This is a genomic window from Paludicola sp. MB14-C6, assembly GCF_030908625.1.
Classification (GTDB): domain Bacteria; phylum Bacillota; class Clostridia; order Oscillospirales; family Ruminococcaceae; genus Paludihabitans.
This window is the reverse complement of the sequence record NZ_CP133133.1, coordinates 2524759-2537810: the sequence shown is the minus strand read 5'-3', so window position 1 is coordinate 2537810 and position 13052 is coordinate 2524759. Positions and strand designations below refer to the sequence as shown.

Below are 13052 nucleotides of genomic sequence, written 5' to 3'. Positions count from 1 at the left end.
GATTTACCATATTTTCATTCTGATATCGTTCATATTATATAATAGATTATGGTTTAGAAATATACTGTTGAATACATTTCCATATTATGTCTTCATGAAAAGTCTTTCCGATAAGCTCTTTTTCGCAAGCTTCAAAATGATAGAGATTTAGACTGTCGGTATTGATTTTGATGTTTTGTATTACGCCATCTGAAGTATCAACATGTGCTGACACATTACCACAAGGCAGTTTACGCTCCATTTTAATACCAAATGCAGGAGACTGGTTGAACAGCCATTCGTCTGAGGATAACATATTTTGTAAAGGTGCTTTAAAATTTGATTGATCAATGTATGCGATACTCTCACATTGAAAAGCGTCAATAAATGCCTGTTTTACCCTTTCTGCTGTTATTTTACTGTCAATCGTCGATAAATTCACAACCCTGCTTTTCACAGAAGCGATACCCTTTGATTCCAATTTTAGCTTAGATGGTGTAAGAGCTTTTGTTAGTTGATTGGAATCAACATTCACAAGGATTGTACCATGATACATATAATTATCATCATCTGTAAAATAAGCGTGGCCGGAAAATTTCTGTCCTTGATACAATAAATCATTTCTACCGCTGAACTTGCAATCTATACCAAGCTTAGCAACGGCAGCTTGAATTAATCGCAAAAAATAATTCTGATCTGCTTTCTTTTCTTTTGTAATAAAAGTAAAATTAACGTTGCCTTTATCATGGTATACAGCACCACCACCGGAAAATCTACGCACCGGCTTAATATTATGCTCCTTCATATATGTAAGGTTACACTCTGCATATAGGTTTTGATTTCTTCCTATGATAACTGATGCATCGTTTTGCCACAAATATAAGTGAATATCTTCATCCGATTCAAGAAAAAGCTGATTTTCTGCCGCAATGTTAAAATAGGGATCAAATTCATTTGATATAAATACTTTATTCATTACTGATGTAACGCTCCAATTCCTAAGTCCATTGCAGCTTCGTGAATAACTTCACCTGTCGTTGGGTGAGCAAAAATGGTTTCTGTTATTTCTTCTTCACTAAACTCATTTTGAATAGCTAATGTTAATGCACTAATGAGCGAAGAGGCATCTGCGCCAATAATAGAACCACCAATGATTTTGTTTGTTTCGTTATCTTTTATTAACTTAATAAATCCACGAGGTTCATTCATAGTTAGAGCTTTTCCATTACCCGCAAAAGCAAACTTACTTACTGATACATTCCTGTTTTTGCTTTTCGCTTCATCCTCATTAATACCAACACTTGCAATTTCAGGTGCTGTAAAGATAACATTTGGTACAGCTGAATAATCCATTTCCTTTTGTTTATTTAATATATTATCTATGGCAATAATGCCTTGATGGGAAGCAACGTGTGCCAACTGAATAATATTTGTTACATCACCAATTGCATAAATATGTTCTACATTGGTACGCATGGAAGAATCGACTTTTATGCCTCTTCCTCTATCGTTTAATGCAACACCACTCTTTTCAATAGCAAGGCCATCTAGATTTGGCTCTCGTCCAATTGCTACTAATACCTTTTCACTTACAACCAAATGCTCTCCGTGTTTATCTTCATAAGTAACAACAGCTTTTCCATCAACAGAGCTTTGAATCTTCATCACTTTTGAGCTTGTATGTATATGAATACCAGCCTCTTGAGCAATATCATGAATTTCATGAGAAATATCACTATCTATCATGGTTAATAATCGATCCATAAATTCGATAACATGAACATCTACGCCAAAGTTTTTATATATAAAAGCAAATTCCATGCCAATTACACCACCACCGATGACAGTAATGGATTTTGGCAAGTCTGTGCAAGATAATGCAGTTGTGCTATTTAGAACAAATGGTAATTCAATACCCGGAATTGCTATTTTAGATATTTTAGAGCCGGTTGCAACAATGATATCCTTCGCTTTAACAGTATACTGCTCCTTGCCTGTAACTGTAACAGTAGTCTCATCTATAAAAGCTGCTTGACCTGAGATAACTTCAATCTCATTTTTCTTCATCAAAAAGTCAATACCGGAAACAAGCCTTTGTTTTACCTCATCTTTGCGGTTAATAACTTGTTCCATATTTACTCCGACTTTTCCATCAACTTCAATACCAAAATGAGCCGCATTGTGTACGTTATGGCAAATTTCAGAGGATTTCACTAGCGCTTTTGTAGGAATACATCCAACATTGAGGCAGGTACCGCCTAATTCGGATTTTTCAACTAGAGTTACTTTCAATCCATTTTTAGCAGCATAGATTGCAGCTACATAACCGCCAGGTCCAGCGCCAATTATCAGCAAATCAGTTGTCATTTCTTTCGTTAGGGTTTGAGGCTGTACGTCATCTTGTATCGTTGTATCTTCTTTAGAAGCAGCGATCTCTTCTATTTCAAACATCTCTGCATTGGATGCAATTTCTGAGCCTTCTTCACATAAAATTTTAGAGATAACACCCGCAGTAGTTGCTTTTATGGTTCTATTTCCTTTGGCAGTTTCTACTTGTGCCATTAAATCTCCAACCTCTAAAGAATCGCCAACCTTAACTTGTATTTTACCTACAGTACCCTTTTTACCGCCAGGGATAGCTGTCATTTTAATAATCATTTTAAATACTCCTTTATTCTATATAAAAAAGAACCTATTTTTAATAAAACAGGCTCTTTTATTATGTATACCGGTTAATTAGTCTATTGCAACACCTGACATTACTAATTTAACTCCATTAGATAGGCAATCTCCTACAGGACATGTGTTTTCAATAAATTTTGCAAATGATTCGACTTTTTCTCTTGGTTCGTTTGTTTTAAAGTGCATTACAAAACGAATTTCTTGGAAACCGTTTCTAACATCTGCTAGTCCCATAAAACCATCTGGATCCAAGTCACCCTCTAGTTCAACATGGAATTCTTCAAATGTGAAGTCATGAGCAGGAGCAAAAGCACTTGCTACGATTGTTTGACATGCGCCAAGTGCACATAATACTGCTTCAACAGGGTTCATAGCAGTGTCTGTACCGCCTAGATCTTCCGGTTCGTCCATAATGATTTTAAAACCTCTAGCATTTGTTTCTACCTGTAAACCATCAGGTAATTTTTTAGCAGTTGCTTTAAAAGTTGTTAACATAACATTATCTCCTTCTTTAACTTTATTAGTTGCTGATTGATTATGTTAATATATTAACATACTGAAACTAAAAAATCAATAGTTAGCTAAGTATCTTTAAAAATAATTCACAAAATAAATGTAATTATCTAATGCAGATTAAATTATAAAAAAATCACATTCCTTTATAAAGTTACCACTCACATTTTTAACATTTTGCAAAACATTATTGATAAAAAGAAAAAATAAATACCCCTATCATACGGAAGGAGTATTTACTGATATATAGGATGTATGCAATAAGGTAATGTAAAATCAAATTACAAGTAATACTTGTATGTTTCCTATAAACAGAGATTTCGATATCTAAATCCTATTCATGAAGAGTTTCATATACGTATTAACAATTGTATTCGTGTTTTTCTTTAAGTCATCCTCACCTCTTAGTCGAATCACTTTACAAGGTAATGAATTAGCCCATTGTTCGTGAATTTTCATGGACGGAGAACCATCAAAATCATATCGAGCAGAAACATCAACAAAACGTTGATGCTCGTTATACATATCTCCACCTTCTAAAATTCTGTCACCGTAAATTTCATATTCTCTTTTATTTATTCTAGCAGTTCTTATTTCTACCGGGGCTGTAATATGTATCGCTAGGTCAAACAAAGCATCAAAAGAAGTATGAAAGCTACTCATCGAACCTGCCATAACAAAATGGTTTCCCTTTGAAATATCTTTCATCAACCTACCTATTTTATCTTCCCTACTATACATAACAGTAAATGGCTTATCAGTATCTGTTCGCCATATATAATCATCTAGATCAAAATACGGAAACCCAAGCCTTTCAGCGACCATCTTACCTAAAGTTGTTTTTCCTGAACCTGCTGAACCAAAAATAATAATGCCCCTTGCCATACAATTATGTCACCACTTTCATGTAAGCTTTATATAGTTAGTTTATAATCTATTTTAATGAAGTAAAGCACGATTGATTATTCTTACTTACTAATTTATAGTTTAATTATATCATCGTATTATTCTAGATACAACGGCTCTATAAAAATGCTGCGATTATCGTATGATCTATAAAGCGCATAAAAAGTCTATTCAAAATCCAAAAAAGAGCATGAATACGTTTAATTAACTCAATGGGTAAAATATATGCTATCTTTATTTTTCTTTCATCAGCTCTCGCATTGTTAGCAATTTATATAACAAAACTGCAAAAAGAATCACCATTACAATTGCGTTAATTCCTGTAGTTACATACATTAAATACGATAACGTTTTATGATAATCATAAAGCATAAGTGTATTGGAAAGCTGTACATTTTGAACAATGCTATTTAAATAAAATGGGATATCAAATATATTATCCGGTGGTAGAAAATCTTGAGGTATAAACAATTTAAACTGTATTAACTTTACTACTGTAAAAATGCTTATAGCTAATATAAAAAGAATGAGACTATTCTTAAAAATATTGCGTTTGAATGTTTGAGATTCACTTAAACTTTTATTTTGAATGAGTATCCAAAATGATTGCATACGTTTTACTAAGTAGTACATCAAAACACAGATAAGAATTATTCCTGAAATGAAAATAGGAATTCGTATGCTTTGTTTTATTACTTTTATACTATCTCTATAATCAGAAATAGAATCATACATGATATATTTATTTAAGACTTCCCAAAGCTGGCCCACAACACCTTTTGCAAAAAATGTGTTATCGTTTCTTAAATAGACTTGATGAATAATCATTTTATCATAATTCTCTATCGATCTGTATGGAACAAAAATTTGCTCTTTACCATTAGTCGAAAGATTGCTAAGCAAGCTGTCATTTGCTTGATATACACCGCAGATAATGTATGTTTCACCGTTAATGGATACAGGCATATTAGTAGCATCAAATCGATGATATATTTGAAATGCAAGTTTATCGCTTACTACAACATACTTATTAAGTTTTGCATCCATTTTTACCGTGAAATATTCTCCATGTAACAGATTCAGGTTAGCTGTTTTATTATAATTATCATTTGTTAATACAAGCTCTACCGAAACAGGCTTTTCTATGTATTCTGTTGATAGTTCAGCATCTTTTTGCGCTATCGCACATGCTGCAACTCCATTTGGTGAAGAAGAGGCAACTGCGCATTCATCAAAGCTTAATTTTAGTCCTTCTTTTGATTGAATACTAACTCCATAAGGTAAATTACTAGCAGATTCATTAATTAAATTAAGTTGCAATAGAACAGAAAGAGTCAATCCTGTTAACAATAATAATACAGTTATTATGCGCTTAATAATCATTGAGTTATAATTGCGCATATTTACTTACTCCCTTCTACTGCTAAAATATTAACAGCCATTTTATCGCTTATTGGTTTACTTGAATATTTTACTGCCTTCATACCCGGTACTATGGCAGAAGATTCAATTGCTGCTAATTGATTCGTTTTATCTACAATACTAACAGGACATTTTGTTACAATTGTTTCTTCAGAAAACAAGCCCTCCCGTTTACTAATAATAAAAATATCAGCACTTTTTTCAGCATAAATATTGAGGCAAGATATCGGTACTATAGCATTATATGATTTATTGGGACTTATCATTTCAACAAGTACATCAACACTCGTACTAACTCTGTCTTTTGCTTTATCAAGTTTCCCAGTATAAATCCAGGTACCTTTCTTATTATCTAATTCACGAGTAAAAGTTTTTAATTGTAACTTTCGTTGTTCCCCCGTTGTATTTCCCCCACCATCTACTTTTTCCACTGTATATGTTAAATTGATAGTTGATTTTTCAGGAAAGCCTAATCCTGTTTGATACGGTATTTCCCATATAACACATGGTACACTATCAATCGGAGCAACTGTAACAATCGCTTGCTCCGCTGACATAGCATCACCTTCATTAGCGATAACATCAATAACTTTGCAAGTATTTTTAGCACGAACAATCCCATCGTCGGAATAACCTAGTTTCTTAACAGCAACTAACTGATTTTCAATATCAACTGCATAAATGGGATCGCCTTCATTTAACACTTGACCTTTCATAACATATATCTTTGCAATAGTAACTGATCCATATGTAGAAATCGTTTCTGTATTTTGATAGCATATATGGCCATTCACACTATAATTATTATTCAATACAGCCGTTCTGACTTCTGCTATTTCAACAGTTGGTAAAAGAATATTGTAAATTGATTTAGAAATAAGTGTACATATAAGTAAGAAAACAACTAATATTACGGAAATTTTAATAATTAATGCTCTTCGATTATCATGTCCATACTCTTGAATCATAATTCTGCTCCATTCTGCCGTTTTATACCGGCTTAAATTGAAAGCTTTATAAAAAACGTAATTTATTTCAGGTTAGAAAAGCTGATACCTTCTATTAGCTCTTTTTCAAAGAAAATAAATAGTAGTGCAACAGGTGCCATTGCTAAAACTCCACATGCAAAAGCAATTCCAGGATTGGATTGATTCAGTTGTGAAAGAAATATAGAAAGCGGATACTTATATTTATTATTTAAAAATACCAATGGCTGCTCAACCATATTCCAATTATCGATAAAACTTAAAATAACTAATGCAACAATTCCACTTCTGGAAAATGGAACAACCATTTTAATTAAAATTTGAAAAGTATTTGCTCCATCAATTTTTGCTGCTTCAATTATTTCATCGGGCATAGTAACGATAACTTGACGTAATAAAAATACTCCAAAAGGCGAGAAAATAGAAGGCAAGATGATTGCCGCATATGTGTTTAATAGTCCTATTTCTTTTAAAACAATATAGTTTGATACTAATGTAACTTGATATGGCATCATCATAAGAATAATTACAATGAAGAAAATACTATTTCTTCCCGGAAATTTGAATTTCGCAAAAGCATATCCCGCCATTGTAGATATTGCAACTTGCCCAAAGACAATTGCAGATGTTAATCCTAAAGAATTCCAAAATTTCACCAGATAATCGGGACGTCGGAATAGCGTTTGATAGTACGAATTCAAACTAAATCGATTGGGTATCAAATGTATTTTCATTTGACTTGTAGACTCCGCATTATAATATTGGTTAATTTCGTTCACACTCATAAAAGAATTCGTAATCGTATAAATTATCGGAAATAACGTAAATATAGCAAGTAAGCTTAAAATAATAATTCTACTGATCAACACATATTTATTTGTAGTTTTCATAGTTGTACATCACCTGCTTTCTTTCTTAAAGAAAATAATATCAATACTAGGATAAATATCACAATAAAAACTAAAAAAGCTGCTACAGATAAGCGTTGATAGTTAAAATTCGTAAAATTATTATTCATAAAATGTTGAAGCATATAAATAGATTTATGTGGTCTATTACTACTTAACAAAAAAGCTTCTCTAAAACTCTTAAATGAATTGATAATAGAAACGACAAAAACAAAAAAGAAAGTTGGAGCCATAATAGGAACTGTAATATACCTTAAACATTGCCATCTATTTGCGCCTTCTAATTGTGCCGCTTCATAAAAATCATGGGGAATTGCATTTAAACCAGCTAATAGCAAAACAATATTGTAACCACAATTTTTCCATATATATAAGAATACCAATACTCCAAATGCATAATCAGATTGGAGCCAATTATGTACTGGAAAACCTATCTTTGTATAAATAGTATTCAAAATTCCCGTTTCTGCAAAAATAATTTGAAATACCATTACAGTTGACGCTATAGGAACAACCAAAGGAAAAATAAATGCAGATCTAAAAAAGCTGGATCCACCAAAACTGCCTTTTAATAGTAAAGCAAGCACTAAAGAAATTGCCATGATAAGAGGTACACATATAGCAATAAAGCGCATCGTATTAAAAGCTGCAAGCTTGAAAGCATTACTACTCATGACAGAGATATAATTATCAAATCCAACAAAATGCGTTCCACCTGTACCAAACGTAAATGTGTAGACTACGCTTACTATGAATGGAGCGATAAAAAAGACAATAAATCCAAAGAAAAATGGACTAGCATAGCCTATACCCGTTAGCGTATCTCTATTCTTAAGTTTCAAAATAGCACCTCCATATATTCGTTTTAATGCCATTCTAACACAAATAATTTTTCCAGTAAATATTCCATAAAATGTTTCACAATATTATCACAACTTTGAAATGAATTAATGAATATTTGAATATGTAATTTATGATATATTATACATAGTAATCAGTTGTACGTTTAGATAATAAGTCGATAAAAAAGTATGAATATTTACAAATTACGGGGGCGTGGGTATGAAAAAGCTTATCTCTTTTTCACTAGTAGCAGTCTTCCTTGTTACGGCACTTTTTTCTTGTAATGGATTAAAAATAAAACAAACCAATAAAGAACTAACTATTTACACAAACCAAAATATCTCCGAGTTAATAACTGATGTTGTCAATTCGTTTTCTTATCAATATAACGGAGTAAAGTTAAATATCATTGATATGTCCAATTTAAGTGAAGAAGAATATAATACAAAACTTTCAGCAGATATTTCATCAGGAAGCGGACCAGATGTAATATTAATGGACGAGTCTTTCTTGCAAAATAGGGATATATATAAAATGATGTATTCGGGTGTCTTTGCTGATATTAATGACTTGTTTAAAACTGATAAAAGCTATAAACCTAATATGTATAATCAGCAAATAATAAATGCTGGTAAGTTAAATAAAAAGCAGTTAATTGTGCCATTGTCATACAATATCCCGTTGTTGATTACGACAGAAGGAGTTGCTCAACGAGATAATATTAGCTTAGATAAATGTAAGACAGACAAAGGTCTGATTGATACATTGATTGACAATATTGATAATTCGGTTATTCCCAAAACAGATAGTTTATTTACACTCCATGAAATAGAAGGTTTAAAAATAATTGACTATTTAAAACAAGAAACCAATCTTTCAAAAGATCAGCTAAAACCATCAATAGAATTATATAAAGCAATGTATAACGCAGGCTATTTAAATAATGTAGACAAATACGATAGTATTGGTCGATGGTATGAATCACAAAATAATAAAAAATATACTTTTGAATTATATGGAATTGATAAAAAAGTTGACTCGTGCGACGACGTTGCACTTGCTAAAACAGTAATGAAAGAATTTGATACTCCAACAATGATTCCATTAGTCGACAGTAAAGGCAAAATAAATGCAAAAGTGAATTTTGCCGTTGGAATCAGAAATAATAGTGCCAATGTACAAAACGCATATCATTTTATAAAAATGTTATTAGAACAAGATTATCAATCAAAAAATGTAGTGGGAATACCTGTAAACAATGATAGTTTTGGAGTTAAGATTCAAAAAAACTTATTGATTAACAATAATAGTAATTCATCCTGTTATTTTTTTAGAATAAAATACTTAAGCGAATCAGGTGAATCCAAAGGCTTTATGTTTCCTGAAGATGTACCACCTATGTCTAGTGAATGTTTTCATGAATTCATCAATGAGTATAAACAATTAACTGAGAAAGTAGCGGGTGCTTATTTCCCTACTCCGATTTCCAAAGGCTTTTATAAATACTTTATTCCTTATTATATCGGTGAAACATCCTATGAAGATTGTATAAAAAAAGCGGAGCAAGAACTAGCAATTTATATTAGTGAATAGAAGAGCCTCAAAACTTTGATCTTTTAAATCTGCAACACTTGTAAATGACCGTTAACTATGTAACATATCAATTACGAAGGTCGCTAACCTGTTTGTCATTCTGTGATAGCATGGCAAGAATTCATTATCTTCATAAAAGCACCTGCCACAGTGTGGACAACGATATCGACGTTTTCTATACACTAAGAATAAATTCTTACCTAACATAGGAATATCCTTAATAACTTGTCTACGATAGCTGTGAATGTATTTGGTTTCGAATTTGCAATTAGGACAATAGTGTGTTTTCACTTCCTTTTTAATAAATATTTTAATACATTCATCATTTATGTCCACATTAGTTACTTTTACATCTTGCAATCCTAGTAGTTTTTCGATAAAATTAGTTGAGAGCATATTTTAACCTCCGATTATGGTTTCGTACAATCCCATTTTATCGGATTTTCGTTAAATATGCTCTCTTTTTTTATCTTTTTTTAGAAAGCTCTATTTGTTGACCACAACATTTATTATAGAGCCAAAGAAAACCAAGAACAAAAGTTCTTGGTTCAGTCTGAAGAAAAAGCCCGATTTTGGCGTAACCAAAGTCGGGCTTTTGAATATATGGTTGAAAATTTGAAAAAAGTGCAAAGGATACAAAAAGGAGAGTTCACCCTCCACTTATGTATTGCCAGCTTTTTAAGGTTCATGCACGCAAATTTAAGCCTAACCCAGTTTGTTACTTGGGCAAGACCTCGATAAGGTGTATAACGCATTGCGTATTTTTCTTTCGCATCAGCAAAAACTCGCTCAATCGTTTCTTTTCGCTGTGCATAAAGATCTTTGTATTTTATTGCATAACGAATATCTGAAACTTGCTCTAAGTACTCATGCCAAACATGAACTGTGTATTGTTTCTGGAATTCTTTACTTTCAGTGCATTTGTAACGAAACCCACAGATTTTACAGTCGTTTGGATTGCTTTTAAATTCTTTGTATCCTTCTCTATTCGTGGTGGAATAGTGTAAAACTTTATTGTTTGGACATACTACACAGTCAAAATATTCATCATATGAAAAATCATATTTCTTAAAAAAGCCTTGTTTTGTCATTGGTCTACGATATGGTACTAATAAATCTTTTCCATCATCTATAAGTCTTTTTGCAATATAGGGAGTATTGTAGGCACTATCTGCCACTATTGTTTGGATTTCGGGGTGGTTTTCTTTTAATTTATCATACAAATCATCGAATGCTACGCTGTCATGTACATTGCCTGCTGTTACATGAACATCTACAATGTAGCCTTTTTTGTCACAAGCTGTATGTGCTTCATAAGCAAGGCATTTCTTATGCTCTCCTTTATGAAATACACCGCTTTCAGGGTCAGTGGTTGATTCATTGATGATTTTTTCTTCTATTTTAGGTGGCTTTGTATCGTCAAATGGCTTTTTTTTATGTTCTTCTCTATCTTTATTGATTTCGTCCATTAGTTGTTTCTCATAATGTTTTGCTGCTACGGGGATTGATTTCTTTACAACCTTTTTTATATTTGCATTTGCTTTTATATGGGTTCCATCTACAAATACCACCTCTGGGTCAAGATATCCCATATCATTGATTTCATTCAATATCCAGTTGAAAATGCATGCAATAGTATTCTCGTTAAATCTATGTTTAAAGGCATAACTTATTGTTGTAAAGTGAGGTATTTGTTCTGTCATTAAATATCCTAAAAACCAACGATATGCACAGTTCATTTGTACTTCTTCTACCAATTTGCGCAACGAACTTATTCCATACAAATGTTGTATTAAGACCATTTTGATTAGTACTACTGGGTCTATGCTTGGTCTTCCATTATCTTTACAATACAAATCCTCTACGAAATCATATATATGACAGAAATCCACTGCACTATCTATTTTTCTAAGCAAATGTTCTGCTGGAATAAATTCTTCTAAGCACAAAAACTCTACTTGTGTTCGGTCTTTTTTAGCTTTAACTAACATTTAATCACCCTATTTAATTATACCATTTTTCGCGTCAAAAGTCCCCTAAATCATCGAATTTAGGAGACTTTTTCTACAAGCTGAACCAAGAACAAAAGTTCTTGGTTTTCTTTTTGGCTCCCCTTGTTGGACTCGAAGTAACATGGGTGAAAATCACTCTATAATATGAAGATTTTCAATATAATTACTGTGACATTTTACCGCTTGAACCTTAGGCTGTAAATTAACTTTAATATAAATATTACAAGTGGTTGATACATTTATATGACCTAAAAGTTTACTAATAACATTTATATCAACACCACTATCCAACATATGAGTAGCATAACAATGTCTTAATTTATGAAATAATATACCACAATGCTGTAAATCATACTTTCTTAAAAAATCCATTAAAGACTTATATAAAGTATCGTAATTCATCACTTTCCCATGATAGTTTACGAATATTATGTTTTCCGTTTTATTTTCAATAATCATGTTACTTAAGTTAGGATAAACACGTATGTGATTTTTCCATCGCATAAGTAACTCTAATACTGTATCACAAACAGGCAAATCTCTAACGCTCGCTTCTGTTTTAGTATCTAAAATATGATAGCCATTATTTATAATTTCCCCATCTTTTTCAGAATAGAGCCTTGATGTTGCATTATTGATATGAATTATATTGTTATTAAAATCAATATCAGTCCACTTTAAAGCACATAACTCACCAATTCGCATACCTGTAAGTAATAAAATTGGAATAACTACTTCAAATCTTTTATTTGTATGTAAAACTTTAAACAACTTTTCTAAATCCTTATTCGATACAATTCGAGCTGTTGGCTTATACTTTTTGCAAAATGGCATTTTAAAACCTAGATCAAAAGGATTTACATTAATATAGTTACATATTATACCTTGCTTTAATGTGGCATTCACCAAGCTTTTAATCTCTTTCATATATTTTTCACTGTATAGTGTTCCATCTTTTTTATACCGTATTTTATTAAAAAAGTGTGTTAATACGGAAATGTTCACATCTTCAATATTATAAGACTCGAAATAATTTACTATTTTTTTCGATATTTTTACTTCCCATAAGTATGTACCTAATGATTTATAGCTATATTTCCTTAATTCTAATATTTCATTCAGTACATCATTAAACTTGTGCGTATTCAATTTATTATCTCCTTTGGTACATAGTATTATTATAACAAAATTATACACTAATATTTTGT

General features: G+C 31.7%; 12 protein-coding genes. 1 reads left to right on the top strand and 11 read right to left on the bottom strand.

Features of this window, described 5'->3' with window-relative positions; translation table 11 throughout:
- Nucleotides 1-46: 46 nt before the first annotated feature.
- From RBG61_RS12105 to RBG61_RS12070, 8 genes are all read right to left on the bottom strand, one after another.
- A complete protein-coding gene (locus RBG61_RS12105; RefSeq protein WP_307943882.1) occupies nucleotides 47-955 on the bottom strand; it encodes a lipoate--protein ligase in 909 nt (302 codons plus the stop codon).
- Nucleotides 955-2637, bottom strand: coding sequence for a dihydrolipoyl dehydrogenase (gene lpdA, locus RBG61_RS12100; protein WP_307943880.1), 1683 nt, complete (start codon nucleotides 2635-2637; stop codon nucleotides 955-957). The genes RBG61_RS12105 and lpdA overlap by 1 nt, the downstream gene beginning before the upstream one ends.
- A gap of 78 nt (nucleotides 2638-2715) precedes the next feature.
- Entirely contained in the window at nucleotides 2716-3156 is a 441-nt protein-coding gene (locus tag RBG61_RS12095; RefSeq protein ID WP_307943878.1) for an OsmC family protein, read from the bottom strand.
- 345 nt (nucleotides 3157-3501) lie between these two features.
- A complete protein-coding gene (locus RBG61_RS12090) occupies nucleotides 3502-4059 on the bottom strand; it encodes an AAA family ATPase (protein ID WP_307943875.1) in 558 nt (185 codons plus the stop codon).
- A gap of 255 nt (nucleotides 4060-4314) precedes the next feature.
- Entirely contained in the window at nucleotides 4315-5481 is a 1167-nt protein-coding gene (locus RBG61_RS12085) for an ABC transporter permease (RefSeq protein ID WP_307943872.1), read from the bottom strand.
- A gap of 2 nt (nucleotides 5482-5483) precedes the next feature.
- Nucleotides 5484-6470 carry a hypothetical protein gene (locus RBG61_RS12080; protein ID WP_307943869.1) on the bottom strand — a complete coding sequence of 329 codons (987 nt, stop codon included), beginning with the start codon at nucleotides 6468-6470 and terminating at the stop codon, nucleotides 5484-5486.
- A gap of 62 nt (nucleotides 6471-6532) precedes the next feature.
- A complete protein-coding gene (locus RBG61_RS12075) occupies nucleotides 6533-7378 on the bottom strand; it encodes a carbohydrate ABC transporter permease (RefSeq protein WP_307943867.1) in 846 nt (281 codons plus the stop codon).
- A complete protein-coding gene (locus RBG61_RS12070; protein ID WP_307943865.1) occupies nucleotides 7375-8238 on the bottom strand; it encodes a carbohydrate ABC transporter permease in 864 nt (287 codons plus the stop codon). The genes RBG61_RS12075 and RBG61_RS12070 overlap by 4 nt, the downstream gene beginning before the upstream one ends.
- A 220-nt stretch (nucleotides 8239-8458) precedes the next feature.
- Here RBG61_RS12070 and RBG61_RS12065 point away from each other — a divergent pair, with 220 nt between their 5' ends.
- Nucleotides 8459-9832, top strand: a complete 1374-nt coding sequence (locus tag RBG61_RS12065; protein WP_307943863.1) for an ABC transporter substrate-binding protein — start codon at nucleotides 8459-8461, stop codon at nucleotides 9830-9832.
- A gap of 51 nt (nucleotides 9833-9883) precedes the next feature.
- Here RBG61_RS12065 and RBG61_RS12060 read toward each other — a convergent pair whose 3' ends face one another.
- The 3 genes from RBG61_RS12060 to RBG61_RS12050 form a co-directional block, all read right to left on the bottom strand.
- A complete protein-coding gene (locus RBG61_RS12060) occupies nucleotides 9884-10228 on the bottom strand; it encodes a transposase family protein (RefSeq protein WP_307943861.1) in 345 nt (114 codons plus the stop codon).
- 152 nt (nucleotides 10229-10380) lie between these two features.
- Nucleotides 10381-11823, bottom strand: coding sequence for an IS1182 family transposase (locus tag RBG61_RS12055; RefSeq protein WP_307942256.1), 1443 nt, complete (start codon nucleotides 11821-11823; stop codon nucleotides 10381-10383).
- Between the two features lie 153 nt (nucleotides 11824-11976).
- Complete coding sequence (locus tag RBG61_RS12050; protein WP_307943859.1) at nucleotides 11977-12993, bottom strand: tyrosine-type recombinase/integrase; 1017 nt, start codon at nucleotides 12991-12993, stop codon at nucleotides 11977-11979.
- Nucleotides 12994-13052 lie beyond the last annotated feature (59 nt).

What these genes read in the sequence shown, in the direction of transcription:
- RBG61_RS12090 (WP_307943875.1), bottom strand. Translation starts at nt 4,059, where the DNA reads ATGGCAAGGGGCATTATTATTTTTGGTTCAGCAGGTTCAGGAAAAACA.
- RBG61_RS12075 (WP_307943867.1), bottom strand. Translation starts at nt 7,378, where the DNA reads ATGAAAACTACAAATAAATATGTGTTGATCAGTAGAATTATTATTTTA.
- lpdA (WP_307943880.1), bottom strand. Translation starts at nt 2,637, where the DNA reads ATGATTATTAAAATGACAGCTATCCCTGGCGGTAAAAAGGGTACTGTA.
- RBG61_RS12080 (WP_307943869.1), bottom strand. Translation starts at nt 6,470, where the DNA reads ATGATTCAAGAGTATGGACATGATAATCGAAGAGCATTAATTATTAAA.
- RBG61_RS12055 (WP_307942256.1), bottom strand. Translation starts at nt 11,823, where the DNA reads ATGTTAGTTAAAGCTAAAAAAGACCGAACACAAGTAGAGTTTTTGTGC.
- RBG61_RS12105 (WP_307943882.1), bottom strand. Translation starts at nt 955, where the DNA reads ATGAATAAAGTATTTATATCAAATGAATTTGATCCCTATTTTAACATT.
- RBG61_RS12060 (WP_307943861.1), bottom strand. Translation starts at nt 10,228, where the DNA reads ATGCTCTCAACTAATTTTATCGAAAAACTACTAGGATTGCAAGATGTA.
- RBG61_RS12065 (WP_307943863.1), top strand. Translation starts at nt 8,459, where the DNA reads ATGAAAAAGCTTATCTCTTTTTCACTAGTAGCAGTCTTCCTTGTTACG.
- RBG61_RS12085 (WP_307943872.1), bottom strand. Translation starts at nt 5,481, where the DNA reads ATGCGCAATTATAACTCAATGATTATTAAGCGCATAATAACTGTATTA.
- RBG61_RS12095 (WP_307943878.1), bottom strand. Translation starts at nt 3,156, where the DNA reads ATGTTAACAACTTTTAAAGCAACTGCTAAAAAATTACCTGATGGTTTA.